Here is a 22258-nt window from a genome sequence, read left to right as displayed (position 1 = left end):
AGTGCAAACATTCCACAGGCATGCCGCATGCCGGGCGGGGTGTCGGCAGCTTGTGCGATCATGCGCCATCGACATCCGGTTCGGCCATGATCGTTTCACATCTGCACCGTTACATTTTCGTCGCGATGCCCAAGACCGGCACCCATTCGGTGCGGCAGGCGCTGCGCGAGCATCTCGGCCCCGACGATATCGAGCAGGTCGGACTGTTCGTGAACAAGCGCTTCCCGTTCGACGAGGTTGCGCAGATCAGGCACGGTCATCTGAGTGTGCGTCAGGTGCGTCCGTATCTCGGCGATGATGTCTGCGGCGACTATTTCAAGTTCACCTTCGTGCGCAACCCATTCGATCGCTTCGTGTCGTACTGCGCGTTCATGACCCGGCAGCACGGTGCGTTCGAGCGCGACCCCCGGGGCACGATGCGCAGGATATTGTTCGAATTGCGGCCGATGGATCATGTGCACTTCCAGCCGCAGTACACGCTGCTCACCGATGCCGACGACGCGCTGGAGATGGATTTCATCGGTCGGGTCGAACGCATGCAGGACGATTACGATGCCGTCTGCGCGAAAGTCGGCATTCCAAGCCGTGCGCTGGACAAGGTCAACAGTTCCAGACGCGGCGATTACCGGCAGTATTACGATCAGGCCCTGATCGACGGCGTGACCGAGCTGTACCGCCGCGATCTGGAATTGTTCGACTACCGTTTCTGACCCAAACGCACCCAACCCGAGCCATGCGATGAGTCACGATCCCTACGCCAACCCGCGAAAAACCACCACGATCCGCCGCCTCGGCCCGGTCGATATCGCCGCGCTGAAAACGGCGGTGCTGGCGCTTCCGGAGTCGGTATGGGACGCGGAGAACGCAGACAAGCCCAACCGTTTCGAGGCCTTGGACAAGACCCGGCATATCGTGTTCCGCTTCGTCGACAGCGTGCGCGACTGGCGCAGTTCGCACGATCGTCCGGCCTGGGGCGAGTGGCATGCGCTGTTGGAGCCGGTCATGCGGGCAGCGGTGATGCCTTACGGCTACGCCAACGGCCAGTTCCCCCGGGTGATGTTCGCGCGGATGGCCCCGGGCGGCGAGATCAAACCGCACCGCGACGCCAACGCCGCAGCCAAGTGGCCGCACAAGATCCATGTGCCGCTGTTGACCAACGACAAAGTGACCTTTTTCGTCGACAACGTCGGTTATCACTTGCCCGAAGGCGAGGCCGCCGAGGTCAACAACATGGGCGTGCATGCGGTGAAGAACGCTGGCGACAGCGACCGCATCCATCTGATCTTCGAGTATTTCGACGCCGATGAACCCGCGCCGGAATGGCTGGCGCGGGTGATCGCCAACGCATGAGCATCATTCCAGGCGATTGAGCCTGCGTACGCGCCGTAGCCTGCGCTGGATGCTGCACGGATCGTCGAAGACGTATTCCTCGACATCCACCCGCATGCCGTCGTCGGCGGCGAACACTTCGCGCATCGCATACAGGCGGCCGTTGCCCTCGAATGCCAGCCAGCGCTCGCCGTTGCGCACTACCTTGATCCCGGAGACCGACGGGATGATGGCCTGCAGCGCCTCGCTGTCGAGCAGTTTCGCCGCCAGTAATGTGTCGCGATGGGCGCGCAGCGCCTCCGCGCGCTCGTTGGCGCTGTGCAGCGCGGACTCGCGGTCGATACGGTGGATCGGGTCGAGCTGCGCAAGCGGCACCCGCACCACGCGTTTGCCGGTGCGCTTGCGGTGGATGTCCATGACCACTTTGGCCATGTACGCATCCTTGTAGTCCATCTGGGCCACTTCGCTGCGCTTGCCCAGCAGGTATTGCCACCACTGGCGGATCGTGTCGAGCATGGCTGTGGCGTTGAGCCCTTCGGTCCACTCAGTCGATGGAAACCGCGTGCGCGTGTTCGCGCGTCGCCATGAACGTCACCGCCGGCGCACGCTCCTGCGCGAGCTGCAGGTTCACCCGCGTCGGGGCGAGGTAGACCAGTTGCCCGGCGGCATCGACGGCGAGATTCATCGCATTCTTGTCGCGGAACTCTTCGAGTTTTTTGGCGTCGTCGCAGCGGATCCAGCGTGCGGTGGTGACCTGTACCTGCTCGAACGAAGCGTCCACGCCGTATTCATCCTTCAGCCGATATGCAACCACGTCGAACTGCAGCACGCCGACCGCGCCGAGGATCAGGTCGTTGCTCATCAATGGGCGGAAGAACTGGGTCGCGCCTTCTTCGGACAGCTGCGCAAGCCCTTTCTGAAGCTGTTTGAGTTTGAGCGGATCGCGCAGGCGCGCGCGGCGGAAGAGTTCGGGCGCGAAGTTCGGGATGCCGGTGAAACTGAGGTTCTCGCCTTCGGTGAAGCTGTCGCCGATGGAAATGGTGCCGTGGTTGTGGATGCCGATGACATCGCCCGGCCACGCGGTTTCCGCGATCTCGCGATCGCTGGCCATGAAGGTCAGCGCGTTCGCCAGTTTCATGTCCTTGCCGGTGCGCACATGCAGGGTTTTCATGCCGGCGGTGAACTGGCCGGAGCAGATGCGCATGAACGCGACGCGGTCGCGGTGCTGGGGGTCCATGTTCGCCTGGATCTTGAACACGAAGCCGGTGAGCTTCTCTTCGTTCGGCTGCACGTCGCGGCCCGTGGTCGCGCGCACTTTCGGCGGTGGCGCGTGTTCGACGAAGAAATCCAGCAGCAATTGCACGCCGAAGTTGTTCACTGCGGAACCGAAGGACACCGGCGTCTGCTTGCCCGCGAGATAGGCCGCTTTGTCGAACTTGTGCGAGGCGCCTTCCACCAGTTCCAGCTCGTCCCGCACCTCGCGCAACATCTCGGCGCCGATGCGCGCTTCCAGCGCCGGATCGCTGATCGAAGCGAAGATCGTCGAATCCTGGCGGGTGAAATTGCGGCCGGTTTCGTACAGATGCACCTCACCGGTCAACAGGTGGACGACGCCTTTCAAACGCGAGCCCATGCCGATCGGCCAGGTGATCGGCGCGCACTGGATGCCCAGCACCGATTCCACCTCGTCGAGCAGGTCGATCGGATTCTTGCCCTCGCGGTCGAGCTTGTTGATGAAGGTCATGATCGGCGTGTCGCGCAACCGGCAGACTTCCATCAGTTTGATCGTGCGCTCCTCGACGCCCTTGGCCACGTCGATCACCATCAGCGCCGAGTCCACGGCGGTCAGCACGCGGTAGGTGTCTTCGCCGAAGTCGGCGTGGCCCGGGGTGTCGAGCAGATTGACGATGCAGCCTTCGTACGGGAACTGCATCACCGACGACGTGACCGAGATACCGCGTTCCTTTTCCAGCGCCATCCAGTCGGAGGTGGCGTGGCGGGCGGCCTTGCGGCCCTTGACCGAGCCGGCCATCTGGATCGCGCCCCCGAACAGCAGCAGCTTTTCGGTCAGCGTGGTCTTGCCGGCGTCGGGGTGCGAGATGATCGCGAACGTGCGTCGGCGCGCGGCTTCGGTGGAGACATCGGACATGGGGAATCGGCGCCGGTGCGCCCGGGAAACGAAAGGAAGTGGTGAATTATACGGGGATGCGCCTGCCGACAGTCCCCGGTACGAGGGCGCGCTATCCTGTCCAAATGTCGACCTACTGCGATTTCGCCCCCGGCCACCCCGTCCACGGGCCCTACCACGATCACGAGTACGGCGTGCCGACCCGGGATGAGTCGGCGCTGTTCGAGCGATTGATCCTGGAGATCAACCAGGCCGGTCTGAGCTGGGAAACCATCCTGAAGAAGCGCGACGGGTTCCGCCGCGCCTACGACGGCTTCGATGTGGACACCGTCGCGGCCTACGGCGAAGTCGAACGTACGCGGTTGCTTGCCGATCCGGGGATCATCCGCAACCGGCTCAAGGTCGACGCCGCGGTCCACAACGCGCAGGCGATCCGGGCGCTGCGCGATTCGCATGGCGGTTTCGCGGACTGGCTGGACGCACACGCATTGCTGGACGGCGCGTTGCGCGACAAAGCCGCGTGGGTGAAGCTGTTCAAGACGAGTTTCCGCTTCACTGGCGGCGAGATCGTCGGCGAGTTCCTGATGAGCCTCGGCTATCTGCCCGGTGCGCATCGCGAGGATTGCCCGGCGCACAAGCGCATCGCAAAGCTCAAACCTGTGTGGATGCGGCATCGTCGATAGGATGCGCCTTGGCGCATCGGGCTTTGAAATCGATGAATCAAGAGAAGCATCGGTGCGCCAAGGCGCGCGCTATCGGGGTTCGGTGAACCTCAGGATGCCCTGCGGGCCGAACATCCGGAACGGAATCGATTCGAGCTTCATCCCGCGATTCGCCTGCACCGCGAAATGCAGGTGCGGGCCGGTGGTGAAGCCGGTGTTGCCCGACAGTCCGATCACGTCCGCCTTGCGGACGCGCTGGCCTGCGCGCACCAGCACGCCGCCCTGCTTGAGATGCGCATACAGCGCCATCGTGCCGTCGTCGTGGGCGATGCGTATGAAGTTGGCGCTGCGTGCGTAGTGTTCGTTGTCGAGACCGGCCCGCTCGAAGTCGCTTTCGACCTCCATGACCGTGCCGGCGCGGGCGGCGAGCACGGGTGTACCGATATCGGCGGCGAAATCCACGGCGTGACGGTTCTGGTCGTCGTTGTGGCTGTAGACGCCGCCCCAGCCTTGTTCGACCTGCAGCTCCGGGGTGCGCAGCGGATAACCGTACTCGACATCCTTCGGTTTCGCGTTGGGGGTGCCCGGTATCACGTCCAACCACAGTTCGGCCCTGGCCTTGGGTCCGAGGCGCGCGACCAGCGTCCCCTGCAGCGCAGGAACCACGGCGCGTGCGGGCAGCGGCGGATCGGCGCTCGCGATCATGCCGTCCTGCGGGCGCAGCAGCACTTCGATCGGGCCCGAGAGATTGTTGTCGACCCAGACTTCGATGGCATCGGCGCGTCTTTCGAAGCGCATCCGCGCAGCCGGTATGCGTTCGCCGGTCACCGGGGCATGCGCTTCCGATGGGCGCTGTGGATCGCCATGCTCCGATGCACGCTCGCCGTTGGTCGGTACGTTTTTGCGTTCTTTCCACCGGAACAGATCTCCGGCCTGCACCGCACCCATGCAGCAGGTCAGCAGCAGCAACAGGCAACCGCGCGTGCGCATGGCGCTAGAGACAGCTGCGGTCGAGTTTCAGCATCGCGACGATGTCGCGCAGATCGAATGCCGCCACCGACTTGTCGCGGTGCACCGCGAACAGCGCGCCTTTGGGAAAACGATGGCTGGGAGCGGTGCGCAAGCTGATGCCGTCGGTCGCGGCGACGGTGGCACCGGTGAAACTGCCGCGCGCGGCGAGCGAAGCCCGGTCGAACAGTCGAAACACCGTCAAGGTCTGCAGTTGATCCACCGCGATCCAATAACCGCGTTCCCGGCCGCAGGCCCAGAGCGCCACGCCCTCGGCTTCGGCTTCGAAACTTGAGCGAGGGACGCTGCGTCCGGTGGATCTGCCGTTCTGCCGGTACTCGCGCAATGTCGATTCGCGTCGGGTGTCCTCGTCGGCGATCAGCAGTGTCCTGCGTCGTGCATCGCCTGCAAGCGATTCGACGATCCGCAGCGCGGTCGCTTCGCCGGTGTCGCCGAAGCTGCCGAGGGTTTTCGCGGCCAACGCGCCGGTCGTATCGAAGCGGAGGCGGTAGCGGCGCACGCGCTGGTCGAGTTGTTCCAGCGGAGGCACGACTTCGTATCGCGGCCCTTCCATGAAATTGTCGGTGACGTAGACATCGATGGTGTCTTTGTCGACTGGATTCAGCCACAGGCCGTAGGGCGAGCGCAGTTCGGCCTGTCCGAAACTGCCGAGCGGACGGAACTCCGGCAGCGAGAAGCCCTGCACGCGGTGGTTGTCGCGCTCGGCCACGAACAGCCGGTCGCCGAGAACGGCGATGCCGTTCGGTCGGATGAACTGCCCGGGCTCCGGGCCTTTGCTGCCGATCTCGCGCAGGCGCGTGCCGGTGTCGGCGTCGAAGATCACCAGGCGATGACTGGATTTCGCGGTCGCGATCAGCCATGTCGTGCCGTCGGGATGTCGCCAGGTGGCGAGGGAATCGAACTCCTCGTTCGGGGCTTCGGGCGAAACATAGGCTTCGGTCACCAGCTTCGGCACCGGACGCGGCGCAGCGCGATCCCGTGGGGCCTGGGCGGCGCAGGCGGTGATCACGAAAAGGAGAGCCAGGGCGGCCAGCGGCCGGAAATATGACATGCGCATCGGCCCAAGTATCGCCGAATCGGGAGTCTCGCGAACAGGATGCGACTAAAGTCATCGCTTCATCCGTATGAAGCGATTGACATGCCGGAAAACCTCGGGCAAGCTGCGGTCATCCATCAAGACCGGCTGAGGGACAGGCCCGAAGACGCCGGGGCAACCTGATGGAGGCATCGCCAACGCGACGCTTCCACAAGGTGCCAACTCCTGCGGGGACCCTGTGTCCGCCGTGAAGATGGTTGCGCGTCGCGGTCGTGTCTTCCCATCCGTGCGCAGCAGCTCCCCTCCGGTCTCCCCGCGGCTTCGATGGCCCTCATCGCCCCGGAGATCGTCATGACCCTCGCCGCTTATCCAGAATCCCGCACCGCCGCGTGTCGACCGTCGCCTGACTTCTATCAGACGCCCTTCGTCGATGCCCCGGCCGCGATTCGTGGACGTCTGCGCACGTCCTTGGCGCTGCGCCATGCCGGTGCGCGCGATGTGGAGATCGGCTACGAACTCGTCGGGCCCGCCGAGGCGCCGGTCGTGCTGGCCGCAGGCGGCATCTCCGCGCATCGCCACGTCGTTGCAAGCGAAACGTTTCCCGAAGCCGGTTGGTGGCAGGCACAGAGCGGCGTTGGCCTCGATACCACGCGCGTGCGGCTGCTCGCGATCGATTGGCTCGGCGCCGATGGCCAGCTCGACGTGCCGATCGACAGCGCCGACCAGGCCGATGCGATCGCGGCGGTGCTCGACGTGCTGGGCATCGAGAAGCTTGCCGCCTTCTTCGGCAGTTCATACGGCGCGATGGTCGGTCTGCAGTTCTCCGCGCGTTACCCGCAGCGCGTTGACAAGCTGGTCGCGATCAGCGGCGCGCATCGTTCGCATCCGTACGCCAGCGCGTGGCGCGCGCTGCAGCGTCAGGCGGTGGCGTTGGGCCAACTGCAGTGCGACGCGTCGCAGGGGCTCGCGCTGGCGCGACAGCTGGCGATGCTGAGCTATCGCACCCCGGATGAATTCGCCGAACGGTTCGCGGATGCGCCGACCGTAACGAATGGTCGAGTGCGTGTGGCTGCAGAGGACTATCTCGAACACTGCGCCGCGACCTGGGTCGCACGCACCTCGCCGACCGCGTTCCTGCGGTTGTCCGAATCCATCGATCTGCACGCGATCGATCCACGCACCGTGCCGGTACCGACGATCGTCGTCGCCATCGCCGAAGACCGGCTGGTGCCGTTGGAAGATATGTTCGTGCTGGCCGAAGCCCTGCCGCGCAGCGAGATCCGCGTGCTGCGTTCCAAGTTCGGTCACGACGCTTTTCTCACCGAAACCCTGGAGATCGGCAATATCCTGGAACGCACGCTGCAGGACGTCTGCGGAGGTGCGGCATGAGCGGCATCGTGATCGACCAACCGCGCCGTCGTCCCGCGCGCGCCTCGACGCGTGCGGTGCGTGCCGGCATCGACCGCGACACGGCGTTCGGCGCGGTGACCCCGCCGCTGGTGCTGTCGTCGAACTTCAGCTTCGCCGGCTTCGGCGAGAAGCGGCAGTACGACTACACGCGCAGCGGCAATCCGACCCGCGACCTGCTGGCCGAGGCGCTGGCGGAACTGGAGGGAGGTGCGGGCGCGGTGGTCACGTCCACCGGCATGTCGGCGATCACGCTGCTGCTGCATGCGCTGCTGAAGCCGGGCCAGCGGCTGGTAGTGCCGCACGACGCCTACGGCGGCAGCTGGCGCCTGTTCAATGCGCTCGCCAACAAGGGTGCGTTCGAACTGCAGACCATCGATTTCACCGATCCGCGCGCGCTGGCCGAAGCATTGGCGACGAAGCCGGCGGTGGTCTGGATCGAAACGCCTTCCAATCCGCTGCTGCGCATCACCGATCTGCGCTTCGTGATCGAAGCCGCGCATGCGGTCGGCGCGCTGACGGTGGTCGACAACACCTTCCTCTCGCCCGCGCTGCAGACGCCGATCGCGTTCGGTGCGGACTTCGTCGTGCATTCGACGACCAAGTACATCAACGGCCACAGCGACGTGGTCGGTGGGGCGGTGATCGCGAAAGACGCCGAACAGCACACGCAGCTTGTGTGGTGGGCGAATGCGCTGGGCATCACCGGCGCGCCGTTCGACAGCTTCCTGACGCTGCGCGGGCTGCGCACGCTGGATGCGCGTCTGCGCGTGCATCAGGAAAACACCGACGCGCTGGTCGCGCTGTTGAACGACCATCCTGCAGTACGCCGCCTGCATTACCCGGGCCTCGCATCGCATCCCGGGCATGCGGTGGCCGCGCGCCAGCAGTACGGCTTCGGCGCGATGCTCAGCCTGGAACTCGAAGGCGGCGAGGCGGCGGTGCGCGCATTCATCGATGGCCTCGACTATTTCACGCTCGCCGAATCGCTGGGTGGCGTGGAAAGCCTGATCGCGCATCCCGCGACCATGACCCACGCGGCGATGACCGCCGAGGCGCGCGCGGCTGCCGGTATCGGCGACGGACTGCTGCGATTGTCGGTGGGCATCGAGCATGTCGACGATCTTGTTGCCGATATCGTGGCGGCGCTGGACCGTGCGCTCGATGTCGTCGATTCGCGGAAACAGGTCGCGGTATGAATGCCGTAGTCGCGACGCGAACGCCCGTCGCCTGGCGACCGGCGCCTGCGCGTATCGCCTTGCTCGGGACGGGCACCGTCGGCAAGGCGGTGCTCGCCCGGCTTGCCGGTTGGGAAGGTACGCCCCTTGGCGGACGACTGTCGCTGCGTTATGCCGCCAATTCCCGTTTCGGTTGCCAGCCCACGACCTGCGCCGACGCACTTGCGCGTGTCGCGCAGTGCGACTCGACAGCGCCTGCGGATACGCTGCGCGATGTGCTAGGGACGCTCGGCGATCGCGGCCTGCGCATCGTGATCGATGCCACAGCCAGCGAAGCCGTCACCGAATCCCACGCGCATTGGCTGGCGCAAGGCATCCACGTCGTGACCGCGTGCAAGCTCGGGCAGGGCACTTCGCTCGCGCGCTGGCGAGCGATCCACGATGCGCAGTGCACCGGCCGCAGTCGTTACGGCGACAGTGCCACCGTCGGCGCGGGTCTGCCGTTGTTGCGCTCGATCCGTGCGCTGCAGGCCGGCGGCGATCGGATCCATGCCATCGCCGGGGTGCTCTCGGGTTCGTTGGCGTGGCTGTTCAACCACTACGACGGCCTGCGCCCGTTTTCGAGCTTCGTGCGGCAGGCGCGCGATGCCGGCTACACCGAACCCGACCCGCGCGACGACCTCAGCGGCGAAGACGTGCGCCGCAAACTGCTGATCCTTGCGCGCGCCGCAGGTTTCTTGATGGAGGATCACGAGGCTGATGTCTCGCCGGTGATACCACCATCGCTTGCCTCGCTGCCTGCCGGGGCTTTCGATGTCGCGCTGCCGGAATTCGATGTCCGGTTGTGCGAGCGCCATGCCGAAGCCTGCAAACGCAATGAAAGGCTTCGGTTCATTGCGCGCCTGGAACACGGCAAGGCTCGTGCCGGTCTCGAATCGTTGCAGGCAGATCATCCCCTCGCCACTGGCGTCGGCACCGACAACCGTGTCGCGATCTGGAGCGATCGCTACTGCCGGCAACCGCTGGTGATCCAAGGCCCGGGCGCGGGCGCTGAAATCACTGCAGCAGCGCTGTTGGATGATGTATTGAAAATCGCATCGTGCGGATAGCCATCCGGAGCATCAACACTCGATCACGTTCACGGCCAACCCGCCGCGCGAAGTTTCCTTGTACTTGTCCTGCATGTCGCGGCCGGTGTCGCGCATCGTCCTGATCACCTTGTCGAGGCTCACCTTGTGCTTGCCATCGCCCCGAAGCGCCATGCGCGAGGCGTTGATGGCTTTCACCGCGCCCATCGCGTTGCGTTCGATGCATGGAATCTGCACGAGGCCGCCGATCGGGTCGCAGGTGAGGCCGAGGTTGTGTTCCATGCCGATTTCGGCGGCATTTTCTATCTGCCCGGAGGTGCCGCCCAGCGCGGCGGTGAGGCCTGCGGCGGCCATCGAGCAGGCGACGCCGACTTCGCCCTGGCAACCGACTTCGGCGCCGGAGATCGAGGCGTTTTCCTTGTAGAGGATGCCGATGGCCGATGCCGTGAGCAGGAAATCGAAGACGCCCTGTTCGTTCGCGCCAGCGCAGAAACGGTCGTAGTAATGCAGTACCGAGGGAATGATGCCGGCGGCGCCGTTGGTGGGTGCGGTGACGACGCGACCGCCTGCGGCGTTTTCCTCGTTGACCGCGAGCGCGTAGAGATTCACCCAGTCCAATACGGTCAGCGGGTCGCGCATCGCGGCTTCCGGCTTCGACGACAGCTCCGCATGCAGGCTTGGTGCGCGGCGCACGACGTGAAGGCCGCCGGGCAGGGTTCCGGTTTCGCGGATACCCCGCTGCACGCAGGCTTGCATCGCGTTCCAGATGTCCCGCAGCCCATCGCGGATTTCCTCGTCGCTGCGCCAGTGGCGCTCGTTGTCGAACATCAATGCGGCGATGCTCAACCCGGTGCGTTGACTCTGCAGCAGCAGGTCCGCACCGCTTGCGAACGGGTGTCGCAGTTCAGTGGTGTCGGCAACGATGCGGTCTTCGGCCGCTTCGTCCTGATTCACCACGAAACCGCCGCCGACGGAGTAGTAGTCGCGGGTGGCGATTTCCGCGCCTGCCGCGTCGTAGGCGGTGAAACGCATGCCGTTGGTGTGGAACGGCAGCTTCTGGCGCTTGTTCATGATCAGATCGTGCTTCTCGTCGAAGGCGATCGGGTGTTTGCCCAGCAACAGCAGGGTCTTGTCGCCGCGGATGCGCGAAAGCGCCGCGGGAATGGCGTCGGGATCGATTTCGTTGGGCCAATGGCCTTCGAGGCCCATCAGCACGGCCTTGTCGGTGCCATGGCCGCGCCCGGTGAGCGCGAGCGAGCCGAAGACCTCGGCCCGCACACGCGCGGTGCGGGCGAGGTCGCCGCCTTCTTCCAGCCAACGATGCACGAAGCGGCACGCCGCGCGCATCGGCCCGACCGTATGCGACGAACTCGGGCCGATGCCGATCTTGAACAGGTCGAAGGTGCTTACGGCCACTTATTGCTCGCAGAGCCACTTGTACCTGATGGTGTCGCGCAGCAAGCCAGCCTTTTCGATGAGCTTGGGCAGCTCCTTGCGGCACGACAGCTCGATGGCCTTGCGGCGGTCCTTGACATGGGCGATGAGCGTGATACGGGTTTCGTTCTTGTCGTCGTGCAATGCGTGGCGGATGAAGACCTCCGCGTGACGCTGCTCGACGGTGTCGGCGTCGAATACGGCACGCCAGCGGGCGTAATCACGGACGGTGTAGCTGACGAGCACGTACGACATGGACGACCCCCTTCATGTGTGGTGGCCGTATTCTATGCCGCATTGCCCTCGCCGTAGCGACGCCAGCGTATGGTCCCCTTCGTCCCCCGTTTCGTTCTTTACCAGCGCGATGATTGCCATCTGTGCGACCTGGCGCTGGCGGTGCTGGCCGAGGCGCGGCTGCCGACCTTCGAGAGCGCCTTCATCGATGGGGACCAGGCACTGGAGGCCAGGTTCGGGAGTCGGGTGCCGGTATTGCGGGAAGACGCCGGCGGCGCGGAGCTGGACTGGCCATTCGAGGTTTCGGCCGTGGTTGCACTGCTGGTGGGCAGGTCGCCGGGGTCTGACTGAACGGGCATCCGCATGTGGTCCGGTCCGGGATGTCCGTGTGCTAGCGTCGGGGCCCAAGGTGACGATGGAAGCCGAGCGGATGATGCGAACGAAAGGGCTGCGCTGGGGGCTGATGGCACTGGCAGTGGTCGCTGCTGTCGTCGGCTGGTCCTCTGCGGTGGGGCGAGAGAGTCCGCCGCGCGGGCTGCTGCGGATGCACGACGATTTCGTGCTGGCCTTCATCGACAGCCAAGGGTTCGGGCAGCGCCGGTTGCCTGCGATGTCCGGAGTCATGCACCGGCCGGTCGATGGTTCGCGCTGGTTCGTCGCGCATCTCGAATTGATCGGTGTCGCGAAGCACGATCCGCCGCGGGTGTTCTCGAACGAAATGTCGATTTTCCATCAGCGGAACGAGAAGACACCACCGCCTTCACGCACGACCGATCGCGCGATCACGGCGTGGGAGAAGCAGGCGCTGCGCGATCTTGATGCCGGTCAACGACTGATCGTCGAAAAGCAGGGCAAGGGTCTGCGGGTGGTCGGTGCGATCCGGGCAGGCGATGAATGCCTGGGATGCCACAAGAACAAACGCGCCGGCGACATGCTCGGCGCGTTTGTGTACTCGTTGTGGCCCATGCCGGCGGAGACGCCCGCGAAATGATCGCAGGCGCCGCCGCGAGCCATGCTCACTTGGGTTGAAACACGACCCTGGTGGTGACCCTGATGTCGTTCGGGATCACGCCGACATCCGCCCAATCGCCGCTTCCGACCCCGAAATCGAGGCGTTTGACCACGGCCGTGCCCGCGAGGATCGGCTTCGCACCTGCGGTCCAGGTGAATGTCAATGTGACCGGTTTGCTCACGCCGCGCAGGCTCAGCGTGCCATCGGCGGCATATTTGTTGCCCCCGAGCGCGCGGAACTTCGTTGCGGTGTAGTGCGCCTGCGGAAATTTCTTGCTGTTGAAGAACGAGAGGCCGCGCAATTCGCTGTCGTAATCGGCATTGCGCGTGGTCGCGGTGGCCAATGGAATGGTGACGTCGAGTTTCCCGACAGTCGGTTTTGTGGGGTCGAAAGAAAACGTGGTGGCGAAGCCGGGGAACTGGCCGGTGAACCCTTCGCCCTGATACTTGCCGGAAAAACCAAGTGTCGAACCAGTGGCTTGGGCGTAATCGGCGGCGAAGGCGGGGCCGCTCAACAGCAGGCCTGCGGTGAGCGCGGCGACGAAGATTTTACGTGCGGATTCACACAGCATGGTCGGAGTCCTGTGCATTGGTGGCGATGACGGAATCGCCGGTACGCAGCCAGCCTTTTGGCAGCATGCGCGCCAGCGTCGCATCGCGCTGGAAGAGATGGTGGTAATACGCCGCGCCTGCGTGCGCCACGACCAGCAGTGCGAGAACCCAGAACATGATTTCGTGCGCTTCCTCCGCCAGTTCGTGCAGGTCATGGCTCTTGCCGACGATATGCGGCAGGTTGATCAGACCGAACCACTGCAGGGGGAAACCCGCAGCCGAGTTCAACACCCAGCCGCTGACCGGAATGGCGAAGAGCAGCAGATAGATGGCGGCGTGAGTCAGTGCAGCGATACGCTCCTGCCAGCGAGGCGAACCGGGTACCGGGTGTGGCGTGCCTGCGTACATGCGCCACGCCACGCGCAACGCGACCAACGCGAGAATGGTGATGCCGATCGATTTGTGCAGTGCATAGGTCTTGATCTTGTCTGGGCCGTTGGGCAGATCGCCCATTGTCAGACCCAGATAGGCCATGACCAGGATGAGAACCGCGACAGTCCAGTGCAGCAGTTGGCTGATGCCGCCCCAGCGGTCGATGGTGTTTTTCAACGTCATGGTGAGGGTTCCGTTGTGGTCTTGGGTGCGACTTCGGTGGAGAGGGTGTCGGTGGAAAGGGTGTCCGTGGAAGTAGAGTCGTCGTCCGGGGCATCGGTTGCGTCGAGTTCGCCATCCGCCCGGCTTCGAGTCGCTTCGGCCTCGATCCGCAGTTCCACCATGTCGCCGATCACGCTCGGCCAGGCGTCGATTCCGAAGGCTTTGCGGCTGAGTATGGTCGTGGCCGAGAACCCGATCGTCCGTCGGAACGGCGGCAACGGGTGGCGTTTGGCGGCGTTGAGCGTCACGTCCAGCATGATCTCACGCGAAACCCCGCGCATCGTGAGCCTGCCATGGACGGAGGCACGATCGGGCGAGATGGGCTCGATGCGGGTCGATACGAACTCGGCGGTCGGATACGCCGCAGCATCCAGAAGATTCCGCGCCAAGGCCGCTCTGTTCCAGCCGGCATCACCGAGATCGATGCGAGCCAGCGGCACTGTGGCCTGCAGTGTTGCATCGTGCCAATGCTCCGGGTCGACGATCAGGCTGCCGGTGCTGCCGGATACGGTGCCGATCGCCTTCGAGAACCCGGCATGGTCGATGGCGAACATGATCCGGGTATGTACAGGGTCGAGGTTGTAGCGAACGGGTCCAGCGGCGACGGCGTTGCCATTGAACAGGCTGAGGCCCGTAACGACAGCGAAAAGGCAGCGATAGGCGAGCGGCATGAAACGGCCTTGCGGTGGGATTGCCCGATTCTAGGCGGATGACGCAGGATATGCCTGTCTGGAAATGCAATAAAGCATTGCACTGGGATGCGTGCCATGGGACCGAAGGGGGAAGGATGCTGAAGGGAGTTTGGCGCGGGATCGCGATCACCGCACTGGAGTGCGTGTTGCTGCTGCCGGTATTCGCGGGCCAGGTCCTGGCTGCGATGCCTGCTCGTGGTGCGGATCAACGGGAGCCGCGCTTCATACGGTTCGGCGTCGAACAGGGCCTGTCATCGACGATCAACGATCTGGCAATCGATCGCCAAGGATACATCTGGGTGGCCACCGGCGATGGTTTGGCGCGCTACGACGGGACAATGTTCCGCTACTGGCGCCGTGTCGTGGGAGAGCCGGCTTCTTTGCCGGACAATGAAGTGACTCTGGTTCATGTGGATTCGGCGGACCAGGTATGGGCAGCGACATGGTTCGCACTGAGCGTCCTTGACGCTGATCATCGAGTTCCCAGGACGATTCAGTTCCGCGGTGACGCCGCTCGATGTGGAATCGATATCACTGCAATGACATCGACGCCGGAAGGGACTCTTTGGCTTGGGAACCGTGCGGGAGATATATGTCGAATCATGCTAAATAAGGTCGTTGAGCGATTCCATTCGCCATTTAGTAGCCGATCATACTTGGGTGATCATATTCCTGTGGCACTTAAAGCTTCGTCTTCTGGCAATTTATTGGTTGGAACAGACAAGGGATTGTGGCGATTCGAGTCGAATAATATGTCTTCAGCTCCAGTAGAAATTCACAAAGGTAGAACCGGTGGCAATGCTGTATTCATACTGTCTCCAGCAACAGGTGATTCGACTTGGGTAGGCGCTGAAAATGGCCTTTTTCTTCTAGCCGCAGACGGAGAGGTGAAGCCTGTCTCAAAGGTAGTTGAAAGAAAATTCCGCCGAGCAGTGGTATTGAGTACGCGAAACGGAAATCTTTGGATAGGTAGTTATTATGGTCTTTATAGAAAAGTTTCAAATTTTGATGTCAATAAAATACAAAGTAATGGATTTGGTATGGATAGTGGAGTGAGCAGGATTGTTGAAGATCAAGAGCAAGGATTATGGTTTGCGAGTTACTCAGAAGGATTGTTATATCTTTCCTACAGGAATGATTTTTTTTGGAGTTTACCTAAAGGAATTGTCGAAAAAAGCATAGACTTTCATGGCGCTGAAGTTGACGATGATAAAAGTATCCTGATATTGACAAGGGCAGGGCTTTATCGCGCAGAGAAGTACGCTGATGAGTTCAGAAAGATCCCGATTTTTATTGAAAATAATTTGCAAAGTCGCCTTATTTTTTCCAGTTGTTCAAATGATGGCGTGTGGATTGCAGATGATAATGGAATTTCGTTTTTGGATCTAAAATCAAAGAAATCAAAGCGTGCTTTTCCGGGGTTTTCTGACAAAAATAAGGGGAAACACGAGTCTATGCGCTGCGTGAATGGTCGCGCATGGGTTTCTTTGCTTGGTGGTGGGATGTTGGTCTACTCGAAAGATGGCCAGTTAGTCAAGGAATTTTCACCGCGAGAGACTTTGGGCGGGGAGGCTGAAGCTTTTATCGACTTGCAATTTTCACCAGACGGATCGCCGTGGTACAGCGATGGCAAGGACTTGAGGCGCTGGAATGGGGCTCGTTTCGTTCGTGCCCCGTTGCCTGCGGGAGAATATGTTTACGGCCTCGATTTCGCTTCCGAAAATCAGTTGTGGGTGGCGCGCTTCGGAAGTCTGGAACGCTATGAATGGGATGGCGTCGCGCTGCACTTGCGCGAGCGGGTGACGGCACAGCAAGGATTGCCGTCCGTGGAAACACGAAGCGTGCTGGCGACCTCCACCGGAAACATTTGGCTGAATACTGTCCGAGGTCTGGTCCATTACGATTCCAGGCAGCATCGTGCGCGCCTGTTCGGGCTGAGGGACGGCTTGCCCGGTCTGGATTTCACCGTGGATGTATTGAAAAGAAGCCCTGACGGCCCGGCCATTGCGATTTCCAAAGAAGGCATCGTCATGTTCGACCCGGACCAACCGTTGCCAGCGCCACGTGCGTCCGCGTTGGCGGTCGAGACGATCGAGCTGCGGCGTGGAGAGGACACTGTCGCCTTTTCGCGATACGGCAACGCTGATCTGCGCGCGGTCATGCAGCCGGATGATCGTGACCTCAGGATCGTCGCAAGGATCATGTCGTTTGCCGATCCGGCGGCTTATCGTTACCGGTTCAAATTGACGGGCTATGATCCCGACTGGGTGGATCAAGGCAGTCGTGGAGAACGTATATTTTCCGCACTGTCGCCCGGGCATTATGTCCTTGAGGTGCAAGGGGCGAATGCCGACGGCGTATGGTCTCCGATCAGGCGGATCGAGATATTGGTCCAGGCGCCCTGGTGGCAACGGTGGTGGGCGCTGGTCTGTTATGTCATCGCGCTCGCGATGCTGTTCTGGTGGGCAGCTTATCTCTATCGTCTTCGACTCAAGCGGCGTCATGAGTACCAGATGATCGCGCAGAAGCGCGAGGTCGCCGAGCAGGCGTCCCAGGCGAAAAGCCGCTTTCTCGCGAATCTCGGTCATGAGGTGCGTACGCCGATGACCGGTGTGCTCGGCATGAGCGAACTGTTGCTGTCGACCGCGCTCGATAAGAATCAGCAGGGGCAGGTACGGTCGATTCGTCGCGCGGGCGAGCATCTGTTGCGGCTGGTGAACGATGCGTTGGATCTCGCGCGCATCGAAGCAGGGCGCCTTGAGCTTGAAGTCGTTGATTTCGATCTCGACGCATTGGTGGAAGAAGTGGCTGCGTTGATGCGTCCCTTGGCCGACCGAAAAGATCTGATGCTGCGAGTCGATATTGCGCCGGATGCTCGGGGCGGCTGGTGCGGCGATCCGACCCGGATCCGGCAGATCCTGCTCAACCTTCTCGGCAATGCAGTGAAGTTCACCGAACGCGGTGAGGTGGCATTGTCGATCGAAACCGAGGTGCCGCACGGACTGCGCATGATCGTGAGCGATACCGGTCCCGGTCTCGATACCGAGCAGCAGCAGCGCTTGTTCCGCCGCTTCGAGCAGGCCGAAGGCGCGCGCACCGCGAGTCGTTATGGCGGCAGCGGGCTCGGTCTTGCGATCTGCGAGGAACTGGCGTTGGCGATGGGCGGTGGTATCGAACTGCACAGCGCGCCGGGAGCCGGCACCCGCTTTACGGTGCGGCTACCGTTGGCGCGCGCAACGACGGTGGGTACACACCCGCATCTCCGGCACGAGGTTGGTGGCGTGAGGATGGTCCGCGATGTGCTGCTGGTCGAGGACGACGCCATCGTCGCGGATGTGCTTGTCGGGATGCTGCAGGCGCAGGGTCATCGGGTGACGCACGCGGGGCATGCGCTGGCGGCATTGACCGAAATCGCGACAGGCAGTTTCGATATCGCGTTGTTCGATCTCGATCTGCCCGGGATGGGGGGGCTTGCGCTCGCGCGCCATCTTCGCGCGCAGGGCTGGACCATGCCGATGATCGCGATCACCGCGCGCGCCGACAGCAGTGCGGAATCGGATGCCAAAGACGCGGGCTTCGACGCGTTCCTGCGCAAGCCGCTGACGGGCGATGCGCTGGGTGACGCGCTGCACGATCGGCTCGCGAAGCGCGTCGAAACGGACTGATCAGCGTGCGCTGATCTCATGCACAGCCTGCACCAGCGCGGCGACGTGTTCGGGATCCATGTCGGGTGACATGCCATGGCCGAGATTGAAGATGTGGCCGTCGCGCGAGCCGCCGTTGCCTTCGGCGTAGCTGTCGAGCGCCTGGCGCACTTGCCCGCGAATCGCTTCAGGGCTGCCGTAGAGAACCGCAGGGTCGAGGTTGCCCTGCAGCGCGACCTTGCCCTGCGTACGGCGCGCGGCATCGGACAGCTCCACCGTCCAGTCGATGCCGACACCTTCTGTACCCGATGCGGCCAACGCTTCCAGATAGGGTGCGTTGCCTTTCCCGAACAGGATGAGCGGCGTGCGTGCCGCGCCTGCGCCGCGTTCGAGTTCGTGTGCGATCCGGGTCAGATACGGCAGGGAGAACTCGCGATACATCGCCGGGCCCAGTGCGCCACCCCAGGTGTCGAATACCTGCAGTGCCTGCGCGCCGGCCGCGCGCTGTGCGGACAGGTAGGCGATGACCGCGTCGGTGTTCACCGCGAGGATGCGATGCAGCAGGTCCGGTGCGTTCAAGGCCATCGCCTTGATCTTCGAGAAATTGTCGCTGCCGCCGCCTTCGACCATGTAGCAGGCGAGCGTCCACGGGCTGCCGGAGAATCCGATCAGGGGCACCCGGTTGTCCAGTTCGCGACGGATGACGCGCACCGCGTCCATCACGTAGCGCAGCTCGGTTTCCATATCCGGCACCGCGAGCTTGGCAACATCTTCCGCAGTGCGGACCGGGCGTTCGAACTTCGGGCCCTCGCCATCGGCGAAATACAGACCGAGGCCCATCGCGTCGGGCACGGTGAGAATGTCGGAGAACAGGATCGCCGCATCCAGCGGGAAGCGCGCCAGCGGCTGCAATGTGACTTCGCAGGCCAGGTCGGGATTCTTCGCCATCGCCAGGAAGCTGCCGGCGCGCTTGCGGGTGGCGCGATATTCCGGCAGATAGCGGCCGGCCTGGCGCATCAGCCAGACCGGGGTGCGGTCGACGGGTTCGCGGCGGAGCGCGCGCAGGAAACGGTCGTTGCTCGGGGCGGTGTCGGTGATCAAGCGGGAATCCTGTAGGAAAGCGGCTGGAGAAAAGCGGGCTGGGGTCAGTTCGGCGCGTCGACGCCTTGCGCGAACATCAACTGGAATCCTTTCTTCAATGTCTGGTCGCGGGCGCGCTCGAACGCGCTGAGTGCGGAGGTCTGGTCGAGATACTGCTCGCGTTTGAGCGTGCTGCGACCACCGACCTGGCCCGATTCGCGGGTGAGGGTCCAACCGCCGATCAGGTCGGCTTCCAGCTGCAACTGCACGAAGCGCGGGGCTTCGCGTCCATCGGGGCGTTGCTGCAGGAAGAGGCGCATGGGCGGATTGTAAGCGGTGACGCTGCCGTCCGTGCCGCCGGACCCAAGGGCGGATGAGGGGTCAGCTTACCTGCAGCGTCTCCAGCACCGCGTCCTCGGGTACATCGGAGACGATCCGTGCTGTCCCCGGCGCCTCCCACAGCACGAAGCGCAGGCCGCTGGCGCTCGCTTTCTTGTCCAGGCGCATCCGCTGCAGCAGGCGATCGGGTTCCAGCCCCTGTGGCAGCGTGGTCGGCAGGCCGAATCCTGCCAGCAGGGTGCGCAGGCGCTCGGCATCCACCGCCGGGGCCATGCCCAGATGCGCGGACAGCCGCGCCGCCATCACCATGCCGACCGCGACCGCTTCGCCGTGGTTGAGGGCGTGGTTGTCGAGGCCGTGGCTGGCGTAGCCCTGTTCGGCTTCGATCGCATGGCCGAAGGTGTGGCCGAAATTCAGCAGCGCACGTTCGCCGTGTTCGAAGGGATCGTGTTCGACGATCGTGGCCTTGTGCTGGCAGCTGCGTGCGATCGCCTCGATCAGCGGCTCGCGCTCGCGCGCCAGCAATGGCACGGTGTGTGCTTCCAGCCAGTCGAGAAACGGCGCATCGACGATCGCGCCGTACTTGATGACTTCGGCCAGCCCGGCGCGCAATTCACGGTCGGGGAGGGTGTCGAGTGCAGCGATGTCCGCAAACACGCCTCGCGGGGGATGGAAAGCGCCGACCAGATTCTTGCCCTGCGGCAGATCCACGGCGGTCTTGCCGCCCACGGAGGAATCCACCATCGCCAGGAGCGTGGTCGGCAGTTGCAGGCAGTCGATACCGCGCATCCAGCAGGCTGCGGCGAATCCGGCGAGGTCGCCGACCACGCCGCCGCCCAGCGCCAGCACGCAGGCGTCCCGGGTCGCGCCCAACGTCGCCAGCACATCGATGATCTGGCTGAAATGGGCCATGGTCTTGGCCTGTTCGCCGGCAGGCATCACGAACCGGTTCAGCCGAAGCTCGGGGCGGACGTTGTGCAGGGCCACTTCGATCCGACGCGCGTAGAGCGGGGCGACGTGTTCGTCGCTGACGATCAGGACATGACGGCCGCGGATCCGCGAGGCCAGCGCGATGCCGTCGTCGAGCAGGCCGTTGCCGATCGAGATGGTGTACGGGTGGGCGCCACCGATGTGGACGACGCGGAGTGCAGAGGCGGTCATGGCGATTCCGGGACGGGGTCGGGACGGGGGCCGGGGCATTGCCAGTGGATATCGAGCAGATCGGCCAGGCGTTCGGCCGCATCGGCAGGTGTCATGCCGGCAGGCGAGAACTGCAGGTCGGCGATTTCCGCGTACAGCGGCGCGCGTTCGGTTGCGAGCCGCGCCAGCACCCCGGCCCGATCCGCACCTGCCAGCAGCGGCCGGCTGCGGTCGTTGGCAAGCCGTGCCAACTGTTCGTCGACATCGATCTGCAGCGACACCACGAAACCCTGCCGGCGCATCAGCGCACGATTGAGGGGGTCGAGCACCGCACCGCCACCGCTGGCGATCACGCACCCTTCGCGGGCGAGCACGTCCGCGAGTGCTTCGCATTCGCGGCGCCGGAATCCGGCTTCGCCCTCGCAGGCGAAGATCGTCGGGATCTCGGCGCCGGCGCGGGCTTCGATCTCACGGTCCAGATCCACGAACGCCAAGCCCCGGGCCTGGGCAAGGCGGCGACCGAGCGAGGACTTGCCGGCGCCCATCGGGCCGATCAGGACAAGGTGGGGCGCGGGGTTCATTGCGCGATTTTAACAGCCGCGGCGTAACCTGCCGTTCCGGCGTCTTGCCGGCCCAATCGAGGAGTTCCGCCATGTCCATCGCCAAGATCATCGAAGTCAATGCCGCGTCGAACACCAGCGTCGAGGACGCCGTCCGCAGCGGCCTGAAGAAGTGCGCCGAGTCGGTCAAGAACATCAAGGGCGCCTGGATCAACGAAACCAAGGCCGTCACCGACGACGCCGGCAATGTCATCGAGTGGCGGGTGAACATGCGGGTGAGCTTCGTCGTCGAGTAAGCGCTGCGCTCGATCCATCGATCGAGCAGCACAGCGAGGACGCGCCCTCGCGCGTCCCGCGCTTTGATCCGGCTCAGGTGCGGGCCACGCGGCATCGCGCGACAATGTCGCAACGCCGCATCCGGAAGCCCTGTCATGACCCTCTACGCCGAAGCCCTCGCCACGTTCGACTCGCTGTTCGCGCAGGCCAAGGCGGCCGGCATTCCAGAGCCCACTGCGATGACCGTCGCCACCGCTACGCCCGGTGGCCTGCCCTCGGCGCGGATGGCGCTGCTCAAGACGCACGACTCGCGCGGTTTCGTGTTCTACACCCATCTCGACGGACGCAAGGGCCGCGAGCTGCAGGCGAATCCGAACGCCGCACTGCTGTTCTTCTGGAAAGCGCTGGGAGACGATGGCGTGCAGGTGCGGGTCGAGGGCGAGGTCCAGATCGTCGACGATGCCGAAGCCGAAGCGTATTTCGCGATGCGTCCGCGCGCCAGCCAGCTCGGCGCCTGGGCTTCGCATCAGTCCGAGACCCTTGACGCCCGCGAAACCTTCGAACAACGCTTCAAGGATGCCGAGCGTGAATTCGAAGGCCGCGACGTGACGCGTCCGCCGCGCTGGGGTGGCTTCCGTGTGCTGCCACGCGCAATCGAATTCTGGTATGGCGCGCAGTACCGCCTGCACGAGCGGTACCTCTACGAACGCGGTGCGGATGGGGTTTGGACGAAGCGGATGCTGTATCCGTGATTGTCGGGGCGCCTGCATCAAGGTGAGCGTTCA

24 protein-coding genes and 1 riboswitch are annotated in these 22258 nt (G+C 63.7%); of the genes, 11 read left to right on the top strand and 13 right to left on the bottom strand.

Going from position 1 to position 22258, the window contains the following annotated elements:
- The first annotated feature begins 86 nt into the window (after window positions 1–86).
- Window positions 87–710 carry a sulfotransferase family 2 domain-containing protein gene (locus HOP03_03370; GenBank protein NOT87204.1) on the top strand — a complete coding sequence of 208 codons (624 nt, stop codon included), beginning with the start codon at window positions 87–89 and terminating at the stop codon, window positions 708–710.
- 28 nt (window positions 711–738) lie between these two features.
- Window positions 739–1350 (top strand): aspartyl beta-hydroxylase, encoded by a 612-nt coding sequence (locus HOP03_03365; GenBank protein ID NOT87203.1) that lies wholly within the window; start codon window positions 739–741, stop codon window positions 1348–1350.
- 3 nt (window positions 1351–1353) lie between these two features.
- On the opposite strand, the gene HOP03_03360 is transcribed toward HOP03_03365, so the two are convergent.
- Entirely contained in the window at window positions 1354–1845 is a 492-nt protein-coding gene (locus HOP03_03360; GenBank protein ID NOT87202.1) for a hypothetical protein, read from the bottom strand.
- Between the two features lie 28 nt (window positions 1846–1873).
- Window positions 1874–3478: a peptide chain release factor 3 gene (locus HOP03_03355; protein NOT87201.1), complete on the bottom strand. Its 1605-nt coding sequence runs from the start codon at window positions 3476–3478 to the stop codon at window positions 1874–1876.
- Window positions 3479–3582: 104 nt separating this feature from the next.
- Here HOP03_03355 and HOP03_03350 point away from each other — a divergent pair, with 104 nt between their 5' ends.
- Entirely contained in the window at window positions 3583–4140 is a 558-nt protein-coding gene (locus HOP03_03350) for a DNA-3-methyladenine glycosylase I (GenBank protein ID NOT87200.1), read from the top strand.
- Window positions 4141–4209: 69 nt separating this feature from the next.
- Here HOP03_03350 and HOP03_03345 read toward each other — a convergent pair whose 3' ends face one another.
- On the bottom strand, window positions 4210–4917 hold the full coding sequence (locus HOP03_03345) for a M23 family metallopeptidase (GenBank protein ID NOT87199.1): 708 nt from the start codon (window positions 4915–4917) through the stop codon (window positions 4210–4212).
- A gap of 196 nt (window positions 4918–5113) precedes the next feature.
- A complete protein-coding gene (locus HOP03_03340; protein ID NOT87198.1) occupies window positions 5114–6205 on the bottom strand; it encodes a phytase in 1092 nt (363 codons plus the stop codon).
- A gap of 110 nt (window positions 6206–6315) precedes the next feature.
- Window positions 6316–6444: riboswitch (SAM riboswitch) on the top strand.
- A gap of 91 nt (window positions 6445–6535) precedes the next feature.
- Here HOP03_03340 and HOP03_03335 point away from each other — a divergent pair.
- The 3 genes from HOP03_03335 to HOP03_03325 are packed head-to-tail and all read left to right on the top strand — an operon-like array spanning window position 6536 to window position 9878.
- Window positions 6536–7573, top strand: a complete 1038-nt coding sequence (locus tag HOP03_03335) for a homoserine O-succinyltransferase (protein ID NOT87197.1) — start codon at window positions 6536–6538, stop codon at window positions 7571–7573.
- The gene (locus HOP03_03330) at window positions 7570–8790 is read left to right on the top strand and encodes an O-succinylhomoserine (thiol)-lyase (protein ID NOT87196.1); all 1221 of its coding nucleotides are present in this window, start codon (window positions 7570–7572) and stop codon (window positions 8788–8790) included. The genes HOP03_03335 and HOP03_03330 overlap by 4 nt, the downstream gene beginning before the upstream one ends.
- On the top strand, window positions 8787–9878 hold the full coding sequence (locus tag HOP03_03325; protein NOT87195.1) for a homoserine dehydrogenase: 1092 nt from the start codon (window positions 8787–8789) through the stop codon (window positions 9876–9878). The genes HOP03_03330 and HOP03_03325 overlap by 4 nt, the downstream gene beginning before the upstream one ends.
- A 12-nt stretch (window positions 9879–9890) precedes the next feature.
- Here HOP03_03325 and HOP03_03320 read toward each other — a convergent pair whose 3' ends face one another.
- Both HOP03_03320 and HOP03_03315 read right to left on the bottom strand, forming a co-directional pair.
- Window positions 9891–11273, bottom strand: coding sequence for an L-serine ammonia-lyase (locus HOP03_03320; protein NOT87194.1), 1383 nt, complete (start codon window positions 11271–11273; stop codon window positions 9891–9893).
- Complete coding sequence (locus HOP03_03315; protein ID NOT87193.1) at window positions 11274–11546, bottom strand: hypothetical protein; 273 nt, start codon at window positions 11544–11546, stop codon at window positions 11274–11276.
- Window positions 11547–11615: 69 nt separating this feature from the next.
- Between HOP03_03315 and HOP03_03310 the strand changes: the two genes are divergently transcribed.
- On the top strand, window positions 11616–11876 hold the full coding sequence (locus HOP03_03310; protein NOT87192.1) for a glutaredoxin family protein: 261 nt from the start codon (window positions 11616–11618) through the stop codon (window positions 11874–11876).
- A 79-nt stretch (window positions 11877–11955) separates the two neighbouring features.
- On the top strand, window positions 11956–12516 hold the full coding sequence (locus tag HOP03_03305) for a hypothetical protein (GenBank protein NOT87191.1): 561 nt from the start codon (window positions 11956–11958) through the stop codon (window positions 12514–12516).
- Window positions 12517–12541: 25 nt separating this feature from the next.
- On the opposite strand, the gene HOP03_03300 is transcribed toward HOP03_03305, so the two are convergent.
- The 3 genes from HOP03_03300 to HOP03_03290 are packed head-to-tail and all read right to left on the bottom strand — an operon-like array spanning window position 12542 to window position 14413.
- Window positions 12542–13108: a polyisoprenoid-binding protein gene (locus HOP03_03300; protein ID NOT87190.1), complete on the bottom strand. Its 567-nt coding sequence runs from the start codon at window positions 13106–13108 to the stop codon at window positions 12542–12544.
- Complete coding sequence (locus tag HOP03_03295; protein NOT87189.1) at window positions 13098–13703, bottom strand: cytochrome b; 606 nt, start codon at window positions 13701–13703, stop codon at window positions 13098–13100. Before HOP03_03295 ends, HOP03_03300 begins: the two co-directional genes overlap by 11 nt.
- Window positions 13700–14413: a polyisoprenoid-binding protein gene (locus tag HOP03_03290; protein NOT87188.1), complete on the bottom strand. Its 714-nt coding sequence runs from the start codon at window positions 14411–14413 to the stop codon at window positions 13700–13702. The genes HOP03_03295 and HOP03_03290 overlap by 4 nt, the downstream gene beginning before the upstream one ends.
- A 38-nt stretch (window positions 14414–14451) precedes the next feature.
- Between HOP03_03290 and HOP03_03285 the strand changes: the two genes are divergently transcribed.
- Window positions 14452–18099 (top strand): response regulator, encoded by a 3648-nt coding sequence (locus HOP03_03285; GenBank protein NOT87187.1) that lies wholly within the window; start codon window positions 14452–14454, stop codon window positions 18097–18099.
- Here HOP03_03285 and HOP03_03280 read toward each other — a convergent pair whose 3' ends face one another.
- The 4 genes from HOP03_03280 to HOP03_03265 form a co-directional block, all read right to left on the bottom strand.
- Window positions 18100–19176 (bottom strand): uroporphyrinogen decarboxylase, encoded by a 1077-nt coding sequence (locus tag HOP03_03280; protein NOT87186.1) that lies wholly within the window; start codon window positions 19174–19176, stop codon window positions 18100–18102.
- 47 nt (window positions 19177–19223) lie between these two features.
- On the bottom strand, window positions 19224–19478 hold the full coding sequence (locus HOP03_03275; GenBank protein NOT87185.1) for a WGR domain-containing protein: 255 nt from the start codon (window positions 19476–19478) through the stop codon (window positions 19224–19226).
- 61 nt (window positions 19479–19539) lie between these two features.
- Window positions 19540–20658, bottom strand: coding sequence for a 3-dehydroquinate synthase (locus HOP03_03270; protein ID NOT87184.1), 1119 nt, complete (start codon window positions 20656–20658; stop codon window positions 19540–19542).
- Complete coding sequence (locus HOP03_03265; protein ID NOT87183.1) at window positions 20655–21218, bottom strand: shikimate kinase; 564 nt, start codon at window positions 21216–21218, stop codon at window positions 20655–20657. The genes HOP03_03270 and HOP03_03265 overlap by 4 nt, the downstream gene beginning before the upstream one ends.
- 71 nt (window positions 21219–21289) lie before the next feature.
- Between HOP03_03265 and HOP03_03260 the strand changes: the two genes are divergently transcribed.
- Window positions 21290–21493 carry a dodecin domain-containing protein gene (locus tag HOP03_03260; protein ID NOT87182.1) on the top strand — a complete coding sequence of 68 codons (204 nt, stop codon included), beginning with the start codon at window positions 21290–21292 and terminating at the stop codon, window positions 21491–21493.
- A 135-nt stretch (window positions 21494–21628) separates the two neighbouring features.
- A complete protein-coding gene (gene pdxH, locus HOP03_03255) occupies window positions 21629–22225 on the top strand; it encodes a pyridoxamine 5'-phosphate oxidase (protein ID NOT87181.1) in 597 nt (198 codons plus the stop codon).
- Window positions 22226–22258 lie beyond the last annotated feature (33 nt).

It is taken from the genome of Lysobacter sp. (assembly GCA_013141175.1).
GTDB lineage: Bacteria > Pseudomonadota > Gammaproteobacteria > Xanthomonadales > Xanthomonadaceae > Lysobacter_I.
The sequence above is the reverse complement of the archived record's forward strand: the minus strand, read 5'-3'. Positions and strand labels throughout refer to the sequence as shown.